This is a genomic window from Streptomyces lydicus (assembly GCF_001729485.1).
GTDB classification, from domain to species: Bacteria; Actinomycetota; Actinomycetes; order Streptomycetales; family Streptomycetaceae; genus Streptomyces; species Streptomyces lydicus_D.
This window is the reverse complement of record NZ_CP017157.1, coordinates 3,499,973-3,518,443: the sequence shown is the minus strand read 5'-3', so window position 1 is coordinate 3,518,443 and position 18,471 is coordinate 3,499,973. Positions and strand designations below refer to the sequence as shown.

Here is an 18,471-nt window from a genome sequence, read left to right as displayed (position 1 = left end):
GGATCCATTTCTGGCGACGGGTGGGCAGTGGTGCGCGCAGGACGCGCCTGCGCGCGTGATGCGCGCAGGCGACTGTGACTGTACTGGTGGTTTGACTGCCCGGCGGACGGGAAGGCCACCGCAGCCCCCGGTGACGGGCGACGTGCGCCCCGCTGCCCGGACGTCTACAGTGCGTCGGACGGTCTACAACACTGTAGACGAACGAGGGGAGGAAAGGTTCCATGGCCGAGGCACAGGTCCACCGCCGGCCCGCGAGCGGCGAGCGGCCCACCCCCGGCAAGCAGCGCGACGCATTCTTCGACAACGCCAAGTACCTGGCCATCGTCCTCGTGGCGATCGGTCATGCCTGGGAGCCGTTCTACGCCGGCAGCCGGACCGCGGCCGCCCTCTATCTCTTCGTGTACGCCTTCCACATGCCGGCCTTCACCGTCATCTCCGGCTACTTCTCGCGCAGCTTCGACATGCGCCGCGACCGGCTGCAGCGGCTGGTCACCGGCGTCGCCGTCCCGTACCTCGTCTTCCAGATCGCCTACGCGCTGTTCCGCTGGGCGGCGGGCGACACACCGGACCTCTCGGTCAGCCTGCTCGACCCGTGGTTCCTCACCTGGTTCCTGGCGGCGCTCTTCATCTGGCGGCTGACCGCGCCGCTGTGGCGGATCGTGCGCCGGCCGGTGCCGCTGGCCCTGGCCGTCGCCGCGCTGGCCTCGGCCTCCCCCGACCTCGGCAGCGACCTCGATCTGCAGCGGGTGCTGCAGTTCCTGCCGTTCTTCGTCCTCGGGTTGTGCCTGCGGCCGGAGCACTTCGCGCTGGTGCGCCGCCGGGAGGTCCGGATCGCCGCTGTGCCGGTGGCGGCGGGCGCGCTGGTCTTTGCCTACTGGGCCGTGCCGCGGATGAACGACGCCTGGCTGTACCACACCGACAGCGCGCAGAACCTGGGCGCGCCGTGGTGGACGGGCATGCTGATGCAGCTGGCCATGTTCGGGTGCTCGCTGGTGCTCACGGCCTGCTTCCTGGCCTGGGTGCCGGGCCGCCGGGCCTGGTGCACCGCCCTGGGCGCCGGCACGCTCTACGGCTATCTGCTGCACGGCTTCCTGGCCAAGGCATCCCGCTGGTGGAACTGGTACGACGCTCCGTGGGTGCGCACGCCGTGGGGCGCCGTCGCGGTCACCCTGATCGCCGCGGCGGTCGTCACGCTGCTGTGCACGCCCCCCGTCCGGCGCGCCCTCCGCTGCGTCATGGAGCCGAGGATGGACTGGGCCTTCCGTCCCGTCCACCGCTGTACGGCCCCGGCCGGTGGCGGTGGTGGCCGGGGGTGACCGCGCGCCGCGCCCCGGCGCCCGCGGACGGCCGGGCCGCGCGCGTGGTGCCCGCGCGGGCCCCGGGCGGGCACCACCTCCGGGCCGGCGGCTGACCGGCGCGGAACCGGCCTTCCGGAGCCCCGCGGTCGCAGGGTGACGGCGCGCTCACCGTGCGGCACCGTGCCCAGTGGTGAGTTGCCGCGGGAGGCCCCGGTACCGCCCGCGGCCCGGGCGTCCGCGGTTGCTCCGGCGGCTAGCATCAGTACTGTTGGCGTGGCTCATTCGCGCGGCGGCGGCGCAACATCTGGCCGATCGGCTGCTTGGCACGGCGTGCTCGAACTGCCCGTGGGACGGCCGGAAACGACATGCCCCCACGCCACCCGAACTCAGCAGAGGCGCCGATCATGGAACCAGCTGCCGCGGCATCGCCACCCCGCACCGGCATCAGCCTGCGCCAGCTGTTGATGGCGCTGGGCGAGCCCCTGGTCGAGCTGCAGGCCGCGCCCGCCGGTCTGGAGGTCGAGATCCGCAGCGTCGCGCTGCTCGACCCCGAGGACCCGCCGATGGCCCGCCCCGGCGAGCTGGTGCTGGCGATAGGCGCCCGCGGCCGGGCCGCGTTCCCCGCGCTGCGGGCCGGCGGACGGGACGGCGCGGCCGCCGTCGCGGTCAAACTGGACACCCCCGCACAGGCCGCGGCACTCAGCGAGACCGCGGTCGAGGCCGGGGTCGCGCTGCTGTCCGTACGGAGCGAGGCGCGCTGGGAACAGATCGACGCGCTGGCCCGCACGGCCCTCGACAGCACACCGCAGTGGCGGCCCGGCGAGCCGCTGGAGGAGGGCGACCTCTTCTCGCTCGCCCAGACCACCGCCGTCCTCACCGGCGGCATCGTCAGCATCGAGGACACCGCCAACCGCGTGCTGGCCTACTCGCGCTCCACGAACACCGACGAGGTCGACGACCTGCGGCGGCTGTCCATCCTGGGCTGGCAGGGCCCGGAGGCGTATCTGGCGCGGCTGCGCAAGTGGGGCGTCTTCCAGCGGCTGCGCGCCTCCGACGACGTGATCAACATCGACAGCCACCCCGAGCTGGGGATCCGCCGCCGGCTCGCGGTGGCCATCCGGTCCGGGGAGCGGCAGCTGGGCACGATCTGGGTGCAGGAGGGTTCGACGCCGCTGAGCGAGCACTCCGACCAGGCGCTGCTGGGCGCCGCCCGGGTCGCCGCGCTGCACCTGGTGCGGCGCCGCCGGGAACTCTCGGCGGACCTGACGCTGACCCGCACGCTGGCGGCCGGGCTGCTGGAGGGCACCACCGGGCCGCAGCCGCTGGCGTCCCACCTCGGCCTGGACGCGGGCCGGCCGGCCGCCGTCCTGGGCTTCTCCTACGGCTCCGCCGAGGCCACCCCGACCGAGCTGGCCCGCTCCGAGGTGACCAACCTGGTGTCGGTGCACACCGCCGCCCGGCACCGCAGCGCCCTGGTCACCCAGGCCGACTCCCGGATCTACGTCCTGCTGCCGCAGCTGCCGCGCAGCATCGACCTCACCACCCTGCGCTGCTGGGGCCAGGACATCACCGACGCCGCGCGCCGCCACCTGGGCCTGTCGCTGCGCGGATCGGTCGGCTGCATCGTGCCGGGGCTGGGCGAGGTGCCCGCGTCGCGGCGGGAGGCGGACCGCATCCTCGACGCGATGGTCAGCGTCGGCGTCGCCACCACCGTCGCGGCCCTGCCCGACATCCAGGCGGAGGTGCTGGTCAGTGAGGTGCTGGCGCTGCTCTCCGCGCACCCCGGCATGCGCGACCCGAGGCTGACCGCGCTGGTCGCGCACGACAGCCGCAGTCAGGGGCAGTTGGCGGAGAGCGTGCTCGCGTACCTCAACGCCTTCGGTGACGTCCGGGCCGCGGCCGCCGAGCTGCATGTGCACCCCAACACCCTGCGCTACCGCATCCGACGGGCCGAGGAGCTGACCGGGCTCGACCTCGGCCGGCCCGACCAGCGGTTGCTGGCCATGCTCCAGCTGCGGCTGCCGGCTGCCGGCTGAGCCCCTGCCGGGGCCGTCAGCCCCGGCCCCACGCCCCCCATAAGCCCGCAATTCTCCTAAAATGGGCGGGGTGCTCCATTGAGCTGACGGGCTGGCGATCATGATTTCGGAGAACGTGCCGCCGGACGGATCCGGGCGGGCATGCGACATCGCGAAGGCGGCCACGGCCGAACTGGACGCGCAGGGACGGGTGGTTTCCTGGACCCGGGCCGCGGAGCGGCTGCTCGGCTACCCCGCCGAAGAGGTCCTCGGCCGGCCCGCGACCCAGTTGCTGGCGCTGCCCGGCGATGTGGCGCGGGCGGCCGCGGTGGCACGGTGGTGCCGGGCCGGCGACGGCTGGGGCGGATCGGTGGCGGTGCGCCACCGGGACGGCCGGGACGTACAGCTGGCCGTGCAGGTCACCGCCGTGCTGGACGGGGCCGTCGGTGCGGAGCGCTGGTCGGTGCTGGCCCTGGAGGAGTGGCGGGTGCCCGGCGGCGGTGTCAACCAGCTGATGCTGGAGCCCTTTCTGGCGCACGCCCCGGTCGGTATGGCCGTACTGGACACCGATCTCCGCTACGTCTGGGTGAACGACGTGCTGGAGCGGCTGATCCCGCTGGAGCGGCGGCTGGGCCGGACCGTCGACGAGGTGCTGCCCCGGCTGGAGGCCGAGGCGTTCAACACGCGGATGCGGCGGGTGCTGCGGACCGGCGCCCCGGTGATGGACTACGAATTCCGCAGTCCCACCTACGCCGACCCCAACCAGGAACGCGCCTACTCGGCGTCCTTCTTCGGGCTGGCCGCCCCCCAGGGCGGCCGCATCGGCATCTGGTACATGGTCATCGACGTCACCGAGCGCTGGCGCGCCCAGGAGCGCCTCGCCCTGCTCAACGACGCCAGCGCCCGGATCGGCAGCACCCTGGACGTCACCTGCACCGCGCAGGAGCTGGCAGACATGGCGGTGCCCGCGCTCGCCGACTTCGTGGCGGTCGATCTGCTGGACTCGGTCCTGCGCGGTGAGGAGCCGGTGCCCGGGCCGGTCGACAGCACCCCGACGATGCGTCGCTCCGGGCAGCAGTCGGTCAACGAGGGCTGCCCGGAGGCGGGCCTCGCGGTGGGCGAAGCCGTCCAGCGCTCGCCGTCCTCCCCGATCGCGCGCTGTCTGCTCGCGGGCGAGTCCCTGGTCGAACCCGCCCTGGACCTCACCAGCAGCGCCTGGGTGACCGAGGACCCCGTACGGGCCGCGGTGATCCGCCGCTTCGGGTTCCGTTCGGTGATGGTGGCGCCGGTACAGGCCCGCGGCATCACGCTGGGCGCGGCGACGTTCTTCCGGACCCGCCGGCTGGGCCCCTTCACGCCGGAGGACGTACAGCTCGCCGAGGAGCTGGTCGCCCGCGCGGCGGTGTGCGTGGACAACGCACGCCGCTTCACCCGCGAGCGCACCGCGGCCCGGATGATGCAGCAGAACCTGCTGCCGCACGAGCTGAGCGGCGGCTCGGCGCTGGAGGTGGCCTCCTGGTACTTCCCGGCCGACGCCCCGAGCGGGGTGGGCGGCGACTGGTTCGACGTGATTCCGCTGTCCGGGGCGCGGGTCGCCCTGGTCGTCGGGGACGTCGTGGGGCACGGCATCAACGCCGCGGCGACCATGGGCCGGCTGCGCACCGCGGTGCGGACGCTGGCCAATCTGGACCTGCCGCCCGACGAGCTGCTGGCGCGCCTGGACGACCTGGTGATCGGGCTGGTCAAGACGCACGGCGCGGAATCGGTGGCGGGTTCGGAGAACGCCGGGGTGGCCGCCACGTTCATGGGGGCGACCTGCCTGTACGCGGTGTACGACCCGGTCAGCAGGCGCTGCAGCATGGCGCGCGCCGGGCATCTGCCGCCCGCGGTCGTCGGGCCCGACGGCGCCGTCGACCTGCCCGACCTGCCCGCCGGACCGCCGCTGGGCCTGGGGTCCCTGCCGTTCGAGGCGGTCGAGCTGGAGCTGGCCGAGGGCAGCCTGATCGCGCTCTACACCAACGGGCTGATCGAGACCTGCGACCGGGACATCGGCGTCGGGCTGTCCCGGCTGACCCATGCCCTCGCGGAGTCCGGCCCGCCGCTGACGGACATCGGCGCGGGCGTGGTCGAGGCGCTGCTGACCGGCCCGCCGTCCGACGACGCCGCGCTCCTCCTGGCCCGTACCCGCGCGCTGGACGCCCGGCAGGTCGCCTCCTGGGAGCTGTCCACCGACCCCGCCGTGGTCGGCAGCGCCCGCGCCCTGGCCGGCCGGCAGCTGGCGGAGTGGGGCATGGACGACCTGCTGTTCACCACGGAGCTGGTGGTCAGCGAGCTGGTCACCAACGCCATCCGGCACGGCGCCGGCCCCATCACCCTGCGGCTGATCCGGCAGGACGCGCTGATCTGCGAGGTCTTCGACGCCGGCAGCACCGCCCCGCACCTGCGCCACGCCCGCACCACCGACGAGGGCGGCCGCGGGCTGTTCATCGTCGCGCAGCTCACCCGGCGCTGGGGCACCCGCTACACCCCGACCGGGAAGATCATCTGGACCGAGCAGGAGGTGTCGGCCGCCGCGTAGCGGGGTCGCCGTCGACGGCGCCGCGGCACGGGCCGCGGTGCGCCGCCGGAATCCGCAGTCCCGTCACCCGGGGTTCGGTCACTCGTCGTGCTCGCGTCGCGCGGTGCTGCTGAGGTGGTCGGGCGCGGAGCAACGCACGCCGGGAAGCGGGCGGTTGGCGCCCGTCCGGCGCCGCGGCTGCCGGGCCCCGGGCCGGGCGGACGCCGTTCACCAGCGGCGGGACGGCGCACGCGAGTCGGCCGGACCGGGCCGGTGCATTGGCCGGACGCACAGCCATCGGTGACGAATTTGTCGTCCCTCACAAATACGCCGCCGCTCACCGCCACATACGCTGACGCAAATCCCTTACCGGACGTGATGCGGCTCACCTCTCACGAGGAGGACGGGCCTTCGGCGCGGCGGCGCGAGAGCGCCCCCCACCCGCGCGGGCATCCGAGGACGGGGCCCCTGTGCCGCCGCCTCGACATGCGTCAGGGCCATGATCGCCACCTGCCAGCAACCGGCCCTTTCGTGCGTCCACCCCCCGAGGCGATCGCAAGCGTCACCCCGTGCACGACCCTCCAACCCTCAACGGATGTCGAGATGACCACACCTCCCTCCGGCCACGTGGCCGCTCCGCCCGCTCCCCCCGGTAACGGTGCGGCCCCTGGACACTCAGGACTGCAGTCCGGCCTCAAGAACCGTCATCTGTCCATGATCGCCGTCGGTGGCGTCATCGGCGCCGGCCTCTTCGTCGGCTCCGCCTCCGGCATCGCCGCCGCCGGCCCCGGCATCCTGCTGTCCTACGCGCTGGTCGGCGCGCTGGTCGTCTTCGTGATGCGGATGCTCGGCGAGATGGCGGCCGCCAACCCGACCTCCGGCTCGTTCTCCGCCTACGCGGACCGGGCGCTCGGCCGCTGGGCCGGCTTCTCCATCGGCTGGCTGTACTGGTTCTTCTGGGTCGTGGTGCTCGCCGTGGAGGCGACCGCCGGCGCGGCGATCCTCACCAGCTGGGTCCCGGCCGTCCCGCAGTGGGCCTGGGCGCTGATCGTGATGATCGTCCTCACCGCCACCAACCTGGCCTCGGTCGCCTCCTTCGGTGAGTTCGAGTTCTGGTTCGCGGGCATCAAGGTCGTCGCCATCGCGGCCTTCATCGTCCTCGGCGGCCTGGCGATCTTCGGCGTGCTGCCCGGCACCGGCCACGCGGCCACCGGCTTCGGCAACCTCACCTCGCACGGCGGGTTCCTGCCGCACGGACCCAGCGCGATCCTCACCGGCGTGCTGATGGTCGTCTTCTCCTTCATGGGCAGCGAGATCGTCACCCTCGCCGCCGGTGAGTCCGAGGACCCGCAGCGCGCGGTCACCAAGGCCACCAAGAGCGTCATCTGGCGGGTCGGCATCTTCTACCTGGGCTCGATCCTCGTGGTCGTCTCCCTGCTGCCGTGGAACGACCCCTCGATCGCCAAGAAGGGCTCGTACGTCGCGGCCCTCGACTCCATCGGCATCCCGCACGCCGGCCAGATCATGAACGTCATCGTGCTGACCGCGGTGCTGTCCTGCCTCAACTCCGGCCTCTACACCGCCTCCCGGATGGCCTTCTCGCTCGGCCAGCGCGGCGACGCGCCCAAGGGCTTCGCCCGGACGAACTCCCGCGGCGTCCCGCAGACCGCCATCGTGGCCTCGGTCCTCTTCGGCTTCCTCGCGGTCGGCTTCAACTACCTGTGGCCGGACACCGTCTTCCAGTTCCTGCTGAACTCCTCGGGCGCGGTGGCACTGTTCGTCTGGCTGGTCATCTGCTTCTCCCAGCTGCGGATGCGCGGGATCATCCTGCGCGAGAACCCGGACAAGCTGCTCGTCCGGATGTGGCTGTTCCCGTACCTGACCTGGGCGACGATCGCGATGATCTCGTTCGTGCTGGTGTACATGCTCACCGACGACAGCCCGGGCGGCGGCCGCATCCAGGTGCTGCTGTCCGTGCTGCTGGCCGTGATCGTGGTCGGGATCTCCCTGGTCCGCGACCGGATCGGCGGCCGGGCCGAGCAGGCGGCGGTCAAGGCCCCCTAGCAGCGACATCTTGATCACCGTCGGCGGCGCCTCCCCCCTGGCCGCCGGCGGTGACGTCTCGAAGTACGGGCGGCGGCGTGCGTGACACGCCGCCGCCCGTACGATGCCCGAACATCTGCCCGTCCCCCCACCTGCCCTGGAAGGCCCCCGCCGAATGCCCGTCTTCAGACGCCGCAAAGGCAGCCGTGCCCGGCTGGTCCCCGAACTCGACGACGCCCCGCTGGGACAGGTCCGGCGCCGCGTCGAGACCTGCTGGGCCCGCGGCTCACTCGACACAGCGGTCATGGCCCTCATGGGGGACGTGATCGACGAGGCGGGCGAGGACTGGGACCGCAGGGCGCACCGGCTGCGGGTACTGGCCGGGTCGGCGGGCCGGGCGCTGCCCGGCATCTGGCGGCAGCACGCTCCGCGCGACCCGAACGCGCTGCTGCTGCACGCCTGGTCGGACCTGCTGCAGGCCGGCCAGCCGGGCTCCACCGCCGACCTGCACGACACCCGGGAGACCTGCCTGCTGGCGGCCGAGCTGCGGCCCGCCGACCCCACGCCCTGGGCCCTGCACCTGGCCCTGCTCCGGGTGGAGCGGCGCCCCTCCAACGAGCTGTCGGCGGTCTGGCGCGAGGTCAAGGCCCGCGACCCGTGGAACCGGGAGGCACACCTCCAGGCGCTGGGCTATCTGTCGCCGGACGAGTGCGGCTCCAGCGCCCTGGTGCTGGACCTGCTCGACGGGGTCCGTGCCGCGATGCCGCTCGACGCACCGGCCGCGGCCCTGGAGCTCACCGCCCTGGTGCGCACCCATCACCGCGCGATCGCCCCCGGCGGGCTCGACGCCCTCGGCGCGAGCGAGATCTGGCGGCGTCCCGACGCCGCCAGGACGCTCGACCAGGCGGCCCACTACTGGCCGAAGCCGGGCTTCCTGCACCACGCCCAGGCGCTGGCCGATCTCAACCTGCTGGCCTACGCGCTGATCAAATCCGGGCGGATCACCGACGCCACGGCCGCGCTGCGGGTCACCGGCGGGGTGGCGACGCACTGGCCCTGGAACGCCGACGGCGAGCCGCTGGAGCGGTTCACGCACTACTACTCCCGCGCCGTCGCGGAGGACTGAGGCGGGCCGCCGGATACCGGCGCCACCGGAACGGGCCGTGGCTGACATATCCGACTTCCGCGGCATACGGCATACGTACGGGCCATAGCCGGATCGGGTGGAATTGCGGCCTGTTTCCGGTGTCTCCGGAGTGCCCCGATGTCTTCCCGGGGATTCCTCCCTGGAGGAGCGTTGGGAGACCCGCATGCGCCACACCGTCAGCATCCGCCGCTCCGCGGCGGCGTCCGGCGGCCGGCGCATGCTGCTGTTCGTGGTGCTGCTCGCCCTGCTGCACGCGGCGCTCACCACCGTCGCCCCCGACGCGCCGGCCGCCGGCGCCGGTGGGTGCGCCACTGCCGTCGGCATCCCCGCCGTGCCGGGTCCTGCGGAGCGGCCCTGCGTTCCGGCCGCGCCGGTGGCCTCGTCCGGGGACGGCGCGAAGCACCCGGGCAGCGGCTTCCGGCACCTGTGCGAGGCGTCCGCCTGCCATCTGCGCCACCCCGTACCGACGGGGCCCGGCGGCAAGGCGATCAGGGAATCCGCCGTGGCGGAGACCGGCGCCGCACCGCCGCACTCCGCCTCCTCGGCCGTCGTGCCGGACGCCGCTGCCGGAGCTCCGGCGCGGGTGACCGTGCTGCGCTGCTGACACCCCCCGGCCGCGTGCCCGTACCCCTCCCCGCGACGGGGCGCCGGGGCGGTCGCGGCCTGCCGCCGTCAGCCCAGGACGTCCGCACCGCAGGAGATCCGGCATGCCTCTCGACATCTTCGCCGCCCTCGGCGCACTCGTACGCGCCGAAGCCGCCCGCACCGCACCGCGCCCCCGCACCGGGCCCGACACCGCGCCCGCCCGGCCCGACGAGGCCACGACACCGCGTCCGAACAGTCCCGCGCCGCCGCCGGCCGGCCCGCCGGGCCCCGCCGGGGAGCCCGCACCCCGCACCTCGGAGCGCCCCCGCCGCGGCCTTATGCGGAGGCTGTTCGCCCCGTGCCGGCTCCACCGGCAGCGCCGGGGCTCCTCGGCAACCGCCAACGGCACTGAGAAAGAATGACGCTGACGCTGCGTCAGGACATTCCGTGCCCGTCGGCCCGGTGTCGCGCCGGGTGCCGGGTCGCGCGGCTGCGGGCCGCCGCGCCCCTCGCCGGGCCGCGGGCGTCCGCCGCTGGTCGCGAGCCGCCGGCCCGGCGGCCCCGGCGCGCCGCCGGGCCGGTCACCGCCCCCGTTTGTCCGCCTCACGGGAGAGCGCCATCCTGGGGACATGGCTGGCCTGACGGCTGACGTCCCGTCGCCGGTCCCCGGCCGGGACGCGGTGTCCGGCTGGGCCGTCCACCGGCCCGGCCCGATCACCTCCGGTCCTCTGGCGTCGGTACGGCGCCCGCTGCCGGAGCCCGGCCCGCGGGAGCTGCTGCTCGACGTCGAGGCGTGCGGGGTCTGCCGTACGGATCTGCACCTGGCCGAGGGGGACCTGCCGCCGCGGCGCCCGGAGACCGTACCGGGGCACGAGATCGTCGGCCGGGTGGCAGCCGCCGGCGACGCGGTCACCGGGTTCCGGGTCGGCGACCGGGCCGGCGGGGCCTGGCTGCGGAGCACCTGCGGCATGTGCCGGTACTGCCGCGCCGGCCGGGAGAACCTCTGCCCGGCCTCGCGGTACACCGGCTGGGACGCCGACGGCGGCTTCGCCACCCGCACCCTCGTCCCGGCCGACTACGCCTATCCGCTCCCCGACGGGCAGGACGCGACCCAGCTGGCGCCGCTGCTGTGCGCGGGCATCATCGGCTACCGGGCGCTGCGCCGCAGTGCCCTGCCGCCGGGCGGCCGGCTGGGCATCTACGGGTTCGGGGCCTCGGCGCACCTGACCGCGCAGCTCGCGGTGGCCGAGGGGGCGCGGGTCCATGTGCTGACCCGCGGCGCGCAGGCCCGTGAGCTCGCGCTCGGGCTGGGCGCGTCCTCGGCCGGCGGCGCCTACGACCGGCCGCCCGAGCCGCTGGACTCCGCCATCCTCTTCGCACCGGTGGGTGATCTGGTGCCGGTGGCGCTGGAGGCGCTGGACCGCTCGGGCACCCTCGCCGTGGCGGGCATCCACCTCACCGACATCCCCGCCCTCAACTACCAGCGCCACCTCTTCCAGGAACGGAACCTGCGCAGCGTCACCTCCAACACCCGGGCGGACGGCACGGAGTTCCTGCGGGCGGCCGCCCAGGTGGGCATCCAAGTCACCGTCAGTCCCTACCAGTTGAGCCGTGCGCCGGAGGCGCTGGCCGACCTGGCCGCCGGGCGGGTGCACGGGGCGGCGGTGCTGATTCCCGGCTGACCACGGGGCCGGGACCGGCCGGGTACGGCGCCGGCGCAACGGGCCGTTCCGTCGGCGTACGGGCGGCCCGGGCCGTCCGTGCACCGGTGGGGACGGGGGCCGGTCACCCACCGTGACCGGTCGGCGCGGGTCGCCGACTGGCTGTGTTCTCCGTGCATGCCGCACCATGGAGGGAAGGCTGTAAATTACGAAATATCCGATGAGGCGGTGGCGGGGTCGACGCCCTGGCCCCGAGGGCGGATACGGCGACCGTGGCTTATGACGACGGCTTCCCGCGTACGGAGGCGGTGCAGGAAGTGACCGCGCGGGTCCTTGGGTCTTCCGGGGCTGAGCTGACCGCCGTCTACGTGCCGGCCGAAGGGGACGGCGATCTTCAGCTGGCCGAGATGGTCGGTGGCTCCGGCGTCCCCTACCAACTGCCGACGCGCTTCCCGCTGTCCGGCAACTCTCCGGTCGCCACGGCCTACCGCACCGGCCGCCCGCAATGGCTGAGCGCGGCCGAACTCGCCGAGCACGGTGTCACCACCACTCCCCCGGGCCCGGACCGGGGCAACGGCGCCGGGCGCCCGCCGGCGGAGGTCTCGGTCGGGGTGCTGCCGCTGGGCGGCGAGGCCAAGCGACTCGGCTGCCTGGTCGTCGTGGACCAGGCGCCGGACGCCTTCGACGCCGACCACCGGCACCTTCTGGAGCTGCACGCCGACCAGGTCGCGGCCGGGCTGGAGGCGATCGCGGCGCGGGTGATGGCCCGCACCGAGCGGCGGTCGCTGCTGGGGCCGGGCCTGGACACCCTGCGCGGCGGCGCGTTCACGCTGGTGCTGCACACCGGCCAGATGCGCGCGGACGACCAGGTGCTGGAGCTGTTCGGGATCGCGCCCCGGGACTTCGACCAGCGGGTGGAGACGCTGCTGGAGCGCACCGCGCCGGACGACATCCCGGCGCTGATGTCGATCGTGGAACCGGGCGGGGTGCCGGTGACCGGCCAGCAGCTGTCGTTCCGCATCCGCCGGCCCAACGGCGAGCTGCGGTGGCTGAGTCTGCGCTGCCGGGTGCTGGTCGGCGCGGACGGCATGCCGGAGCGGATGCTGGGAGTGGTCGCGGACGCCTCGTACCTGCGGCCCACCGCCGACGAGGTCTCCATCGTGCAGCGGCTGTCGACCGCGCTGGCCGGTGCGACGACCGTACGCGACGTCAGCCGGACGGTGACCGCGACGCTGCGCGCGCCACTGGCCGCCGCGCGGATCGCGGTCGCCGAGCTGGAGGCCGACCGGATCGTGGTGAAGCTGCTCGATCCGCCGGAGCCGAAGTCCTGGCCCGCGTGGTGGCAGGCCGAATGGCGTTCCGAGTGGCCCGACGCCTCCTGCCACGCGCTGCCCACCCTGGAGCACGTCCTGCGGGCCGGTCATGTGGCCCTGTGGCCGCCGGCGGCGGAGCTCGAACCGGGCCTGGCCGGCATCGGCCCCGGTGGGCTGGCCGTCCTGCCGCTGCCGGCCGACGGCCGGGTGGTCGGGGTGTGCCTGGTCGGCTGGGACGAGGAGCACGGGTTCGGGCCGGAGGAGCGGTCGCTGCTGACCGCGACCGCGGGCCTGGTGGGGCAGGCCCTGGTGCGCGCCCACGCGCTGGACGCCGGGCACGAGCTCGCGACGATGCTGCAGCGCAGCCTGCTGCCCCGCAAGCTGCCCGAGCTGGGCGGCGCGGTGACCGCGGTGCGCTATCTGCCGGCCACGATGGGGCTGGAGGTCGGCGGCGACTGGTACGACGTCATTCCGCTGTCGGACGGCCATGTGGCCCTGGTGATCGGTGATGTGGAGGGGCACAGCGCGGGCGCCGCGACGATCATGGGTCAGATGCGCACGGCCATCAGGGCCTACGCGGTGGAGGGCCACCCGCCCGACGTGGTGGTCGCGCACGCCAACCGGCTACTGCTGGGCATGGAGACCGATCTCTTCGCCACCTGCTGCTATGTGGACCTGGACATGGAGGAGGGCATCGCCTGGTTCGTGCGGGCCGGGCATCTGCCGCCGCTGCTGCGGTATCCCGACGGCAGCACGGAGGAGTTGACCGTGGAGGGCGGGCCGCCGCTCGGGGTGGCCGGGGACGGCGAATTCCCGCTGACCGAGATCGGGCTGTCCCCCGGCACCGTGCTGGTGCTGCTCACCGACGGGCTGGCCGAGTCGGCCAGCCTCCCCCTGGAGGACGGCATCCGCCGGGTACGGGAGGTGCTCGCCGCGGCGGACCCCGCCGACGCCGGGCGGCTCGCCGACGACCTGCTCGGCAGCGCCAAACGGCGCGACGACGACGTGGCCGTGCTGGTCCTGCGCTACGACGGGATGCGGGTCCGCCCGACCCGGGCCCGCTGGGCGGTCTGGCGGCTTCCCGACGCCGTCATGCACGCCCGCCGGTTCACCGCCCGCACCCTGCGCACCTGGGGCGTGACGGAGGAGCTGGACGTGGCGCTGCTGGTGGTGTCGGAGCTGGTCACCAATGCCATCGCGCACACCCAGGGCGAGGTGCAGCTGGACCTGACGCTGGCCGCCGACCGGCTGCGGATCGCGGTGAACGACGCCTCGCCGCGCACCCCCGTCAAGCCGGCCAGCGTGGACTGGGAGGCGACCGGCGGCCGCGGGCTGCTGCTGGTCGAGGCGATGTCGTCGTCGTGGGGCTCGGTGCCGCTGAGCGGCGGCAAGCAGGTGTGGAGCGAGATCGGCCTGCAGCCGGGCGAGCGGATCGGCGCGGCGGACGGGTGAGGAGGTCGCTGTGGTGAGAGCGCGGCTGCGGACTGCCGGGGCGGTCCTGGCCGGACTGTGTCTGCTCGCCGGACCGGTGGCGTGCGGGGAGGCCGGCGAGGCGCACCGGCCCGGCGGTCCCGCCTCCGGCCCCCCGCGGATCGGGGTGCTGTTGCCGGACAACACCTCGCGGATGTACCACTTCGACAAGCCGCTGATCAACCAGAAGATCCATCAGCTGTGCGGTGACTGCCGGGTGGAGACCGTCAGCGCGCAGCACGACGTGGCCACCCAGCAGCGGCAGATGGACGCGATGATCACCAAGCGGGCGGACGTGCTCATCCTCGACGCCGTCGACTCCAAGTCGCTGCGCGCCCCGGTCGAGAACGCGCGCCGGGCCGGTATCCACGTCGTCGCCTACGACCGTCTCGTGGAGGGACCGGTCTCGGGCTACGTCTCCTTCGACGGCGCGAAGGTGGGCCGGCTCCAGGCCGCGGCCCTGCTGAGGGCGCTCGGCCCCAAGGCGCGCACGTCCCAGATCGTGATGATGAACGGCGCCGAGACGGACCCCAACTCCGCCTGGTTCAAGCGCGGCGCGCTCTCCGTCCTCCAGGGCAGGGTGCGGATCGGCAAGGCGTACGACACGGCGGAGTGGCGGCCTGAAGCGGCCAACGCCAACATGTCGGCGGCCATCTCGGCCCTCGGCGCCGACCACATCAACGGCGTCTACGCCGCCAACGACGGTCTCGCCGGCGGCGTCATCGCCGCGCTGAAGGCCGCGAAGATCGATCCGCTGCCCCCGGTCACCGGACAGGACGCCGAACTCTCCGCCATCCAGCGCATCGTCGCGGGCGAGCAGTACATGACCGTCCTCAAGCCCTTCAAGCCCGAGGCGGGCGCCGCCGCCACGATGGCCGTGATGCTCGCCCGCGGTCAGCAGCTCGGCGCCTTCGCCCGGTACCACGTCAGCAGCCCCACCACCCACGGCATCCCGGCCGTGCTGCTGACCCCGCTGCCGGTGACCGTGCAGCACATCAAGGACACCGTGGTCCGGATCGGCATGTACACCGTCGCCCAGATCTGCACCCCCAAGTACGCGTCCGCCTGCGCGAAGGCGGGGCTGACCAGGTAAGGCAGGTACCCCATGACAGCACCGCCGCTCCTGGCGCTGCGCGGAGTCTTCAAACGGTACGGCGCCGTCCAGGCCCTCGCGGACGTCGACCTGGAGGTGCGGGCCGGGCAGGTCGTCGCGCTCGTGGGGGACAACGGCGCGGGCAAGTCCACCCTGATCAAGGTGATCGCGGGGGTCGACCCGGCCGATGCGGGCGTCATCGAGTGGGACGGCCGGCCGGTGCACATCGGCCGGCCGCACGACGCCCAGGACCTGGGAATCGCCACCGTTTACCAGGACCTCGCGCTGTGCGACAACCTCGACGTGGTCGGCAACCTCTTCCTGGGCCGGGAGACGGTCCGGGCCGGCCTGCTGGACGAGGTCGAGATGGAGCGCCGCACCCTGGAGCTGCTCGACACCCTCTCCATCCGGATGCCCAGTGTGCGGATGCCGGTGGCGTCACTGTCCGGCGGCCAGCGGCAGACCGTGGCGATCGCCCGCTCGATGCTCGGCGAACCCCGGCTGGTGCTGCTGGACGAGCCCACCGCGTCCCTGGGCATCGAGCAGACCGCGCAGGTCCTCGACCTCGTCGACCAGCTGCGCGAACGGGGGCTCGGGGTGCTGCTGATCAGTCACAACATGGGGGACGTCAAGGCCGTCGCGGACTGGACCGCGGTGCTGCGCCTCGGCCGCAACAACGGGTTCTTCGACGTCATGACCACCTCCCACGAACAGATCATCTCCTCCATCACGGGCGCCACCGACAACGCGGTGACCCGCCGCGCGGCGCCGGGCTGGGAGGTGGACAGGTGAGCAGGCCGTGGACGCTGCCGCTGCGCCGGAACCGGCCGGGTGACGACGACGGCCGTCCGTCGTCCGGGCGCGGCGCGGCCAACCCCCTTCAGGTCCTCCGGCGCAGGTTCCACAGCGGTGAGCTGGGCTCGGTCCCGGTGGTGCTGGGCCTGCTGGTGGTGTGGATCATCTTCGAGAGCCTCAACCCGGCGTTCCTCTCGCCGCGCAACCTGTCCAGCCTGAGCGTGGACATCGTGGGGATCGGCATGATCTCGACGGGTGTGGTCTTCGTGCTGCTGCTCGGCGAGATCGATCTGTCGGTGGGCTCGGTGAGCGGCCTGGCGGCGGCCGCGTTCGCGGTGCTGAACGTGAACGAGGGCGTACCGGAGGTCCTCGCGCTGCTGCTGGCGGTGCTGGCCGGCACCGCGGTCGGCGCCGTCCACGGGTTCTTCTTCGCCAAGGTCGGGGTGCCCGCCTTCGTGGTGACGCTGGCGGGTCTGCTGGGCTGGAACGGGCTGATGCTCTACCTCCTGGGTTCCAGCGGCACCATCAACCTCGACGACAAGGGCCTGCTCGCCATGCTGACCGGCTTCTACTTCTCCCACGTCGCCGCCGCGTACGGCCTGGCGGCGCTGGGCACCGCCGGCTACTTCCTGGTCGCCTACCAGGACGTACGCCGCCGCCGGGCCGCCGGCGTGCCGGCCAGGCCGCTGAGCGAGATCATCCTGCGCACGGGCGTGCTGGCGGTGATCTCGCTGGCCTCGGCCTACGTGCTCAACCAGTTCCAGGGCCTGCCGCTGGCCCTGCTGATCTTCCTGGTCTTCCTGGTCGGCCTCGACCAGGTGCTGGTCCGTACCCGCTACGGGCGGATGCTCTTCGCGCTCGGCGGCAGCGTCGAGGCCGCCCGCCGCACCGGCCTCAACGTGGACCTGGTGCGGATCTCGGTGTTCATGGTGTCGGGCACGATGGCCGCGATCGGCGGCCTGTTCCTGGCCTCCCGGGTCACCTCGGCCACCCAGACCTCGGGGTCGGGCAACCTGCTGATGGACGCCATCGCCGCCGCGGTCATCGGCGGCACCAGCCTCTTCGGCGGCCGGGGCCGGACCTGGTCCGCGCTGCTCGGTGTCCTGGTCATCCAGTCGATCGCCTCCGGCGTGGCGCTGCTGGGCGTCCAGACCGCCGTCCAGTACATGATCACCGGTGGGGTGCTGCTGGTCGCGGTGACCATCGACTCGCTGTCCCGGCGCGCCCAGCGGGCGCACGGACGCGTCTGAGGCGCCGGTCGTCATGCGCCGTCGTTTGGGTCCCGGCCCGCCGCGGAAAGCATCGCCCGATGTCCGCCGTCGCGCACGCGCTGTCCCTCGCGGGATCGATGACCTGGGAGATCACCTGGGCGCTGATCCTCGGCTTCGCGCTGTCCGCGGTCGTCCAGGCCGTGGTGCGCCGGTCCGCCGTGGTCGGCGCGCTCGGCGACGACCGGCCGCGGACCCTGGCGCTGGCCGCCGGGCTGGGAGCGGCGTCCTCCTCCTGCTCGTACGCGGCGGTGGCGCTGGCGCGCTCGCTGTTCGTGAAGGGGGCGCACTTCACCGCGGCGATGGCCTTCGAGATCGCCTCCACGAACCTGGTGGTCGAACTCGGCATCATCCTGGCGCTGTTGATGGGCTGGCAGTTCACCGCCGCCGAGTTCACCGGCGGTCCGCTGATGATCGTGGCGCTGGCCGTGCTGTTCCGGCTGTTCCTGCGCGAGGGGCTGCTGCGCCGGGCCCGCGCACAGGCCGGCCGGGGCCTGGCGGGCGCCATGGAAGGGCATGCCGCGATGGACATGTCGGTGCCGGGCGGGGGGTCCTTCGTCCGGCGGCTGTGCTCCGGCGCGGGCTTCACCGCGACCGCCCGGGTCTTCGTCATGGAGTGGGCGGCGATCATCAAGGACCTGGTGGTCGGTCTGCTGATCGCCGGGGCCGTCGCGGCCTGGGTGCCGGACAGCTTCTGGCGGGCCTTCTTCTTCGACGGGCACCCGCTGGCGGCGAAGCTGTGGGGACCGCTGGTCGGCCCGCTGGTGGCGATCGTCTCGTTCGTCTGCTCCATCGGCAACGTGCCGCTGGCGGTCGTCCTGTGGAAGGGCGGCATCAGCTTCGGCGGGGTGATCGCCTTCCTCTTCGCCGACCTGCTGATCCTGCCGATCCTGAACATCTACCGGAAGTACTACGGGGCGCGGACCGCCCGCTTCCTGCTGGTCACGTTCTGGGCCGCGATCGTCGCGGCGAGCTACGCGGTGGAGTTCGCCTTCGGCGCCCTGGGCCTGGTGCCCGACCGCTCCGCCGCGCGCCTCCCCATGGCGGGCGTCTCCTGGAACTACACCACCTGGCTCAACATCGGCTTCCTCCTGCTGGCCGCCGCCTTGGTGGTGCGGTTCCTGCGCACCGGCGGCCGGGAGATGTTCCGCGGGATGGGCGGCGCACCCGACGGCACCCCGCCGGGGTGAGCGTCCCGGTCGCCGTGCGCGCGGTGCTGATCCGGG

At 73.6% G+C, this 18,471-nt stretch carries 13 protein-coding genes; all 13 read left to right on the top strand.

Annotated elements, in window-relative coordinates; all coding sequences use genetic code 11:
- Positions 1-221 precede the first annotated feature (221 nt).
- The 13 genes from SL103_RS15210 to SL103_RS15150 all read left to right on the top strand — a co-directional run bounded on the left by SL103_RS15210 (position 222) and on the right by SL103_RS15150 (position 18,435).
- On the top strand, positions 222-1,316 hold the full coding sequence (locus tag SL103_RS15210; protein WP_069569488.1) for an acyltransferase family protein: 1,095 nt from the start codon (positions 222-224) through the stop codon (positions 1,314-1,316).
- Between the two features lie 386 nt (positions 1,317-1,702).
- Positions 1,703-3,334, top strand: a complete 1,632-nt coding sequence (locus SL103_RS15205; protein ID WP_069569486.1) for a helix-turn-helix domain-containing protein — start codon at positions 1,703-1,705, stop codon at positions 3,332-3,334.
- A 100-nt stretch (positions 3,335-3,434) separates the two neighbouring features.
- Positions 3,435-5,891 (top strand): SpoIIE family protein phosphatase, encoded by a 2,457-nt coding sequence (locus SL103_RS15200; protein ID WP_069569485.1) that lies wholly within the window; start codon positions 3,435-3,437, stop codon positions 5,889-5,891.
- Between the two features lie 582 nt (positions 5,892-6,473).
- On the top strand, positions 6,474-7,934 hold the full coding sequence (locus tag SL103_RS15195) for an amino acid permease (protein ID WP_069569483.1): 1,461 nt from the start codon (positions 6,474-6,476) through the stop codon (positions 7,932-7,934).
- A gap of 154 nt (positions 7,935-8,088) precedes the next feature.
- Positions 8,089-9,039 (top strand): hypothetical protein, encoded by a 951-nt coding sequence (locus tag SL103_RS15190; RefSeq protein ID WP_069569482.1) that lies wholly within the window; start codon positions 8,089-8,091, stop codon positions 9,037-9,039.
- 184 nt (positions 9,040-9,223) lie between these two features.
- Entirely contained in the window at positions 9,224-9,664 is a 441-nt protein-coding gene (locus tag SL103_RS15185) for a hypothetical protein (RefSeq protein ID WP_069569480.1), read from the top strand.
- A gap of 103 nt (positions 9,665-9,767) precedes the next feature.
- On the top strand, positions 9,768-10,067 hold the full coding sequence (locus SL103_RS15180) for a hypothetical protein (RefSeq protein ID WP_069569478.1): 300 nt from the start codon (positions 9,768-9,770) through the stop codon (positions 10,065-10,067).
- Positions 10,068-10,274: 207 nt separating this feature from the next.
- Positions 10,275-11,327 carry a zinc-dependent alcohol dehydrogenase family protein gene (locus tag SL103_RS15175; RefSeq protein WP_069569476.1) on the top strand — a complete coding sequence of 351 codons (1,053 nt, stop codon included), beginning with the start codon at positions 10,275-10,277 and terminating at the stop codon, positions 11,325-11,327.
- A gap of 296 nt (positions 11,328-11,623) precedes the next feature.
- Entirely contained in the window at positions 11,624-14,071 is a 2,448-nt protein-coding gene (locus tag SL103_RS15170) for a SpoIIE family protein phosphatase (RefSeq protein ID WP_069573741.1), read from the top strand.
- Positions 14,072-14,084: 13 nt separating this feature from the next.
- A complete protein-coding gene (locus SL103_RS15165) occupies positions 14,085-15,182 on the top strand; it encodes a substrate-binding domain-containing protein (protein WP_069573742.1) in 1,098 nt (365 codons plus the stop codon).
- A 12-nt stretch (positions 15,183-15,194) separates the two neighbouring features.
- Positions 15,195-15,974, top strand: coding sequence for an ATP-binding cassette domain-containing protein (locus tag SL103_RS15160; RefSeq protein ID WP_069569474.1), 780 nt, complete (start codon positions 15,195-15,197; stop codon positions 15,972-15,974).
- A 14-nt stretch (positions 15,975-15,988) separates the two neighbouring features.
- Entirely contained in the window at positions 15,989-17,227 is a 1,239-nt protein-coding gene (locus tag SL103_RS15155; protein ID WP_432215395.1) for a sugar ABC transporter permease, read from the top strand.
- 59 nt (positions 17,228-17,286) lie between these two features.
- A complete protein-coding gene (locus tag SL103_RS15150) occupies positions 17,287-18,435 on the top strand; it encodes a permease (RefSeq protein ID WP_069569470.1) in 1,149 nt (382 codons plus the stop codon).
- Positions 18,436-18,471: the final 36 nt, after the last annotated feature.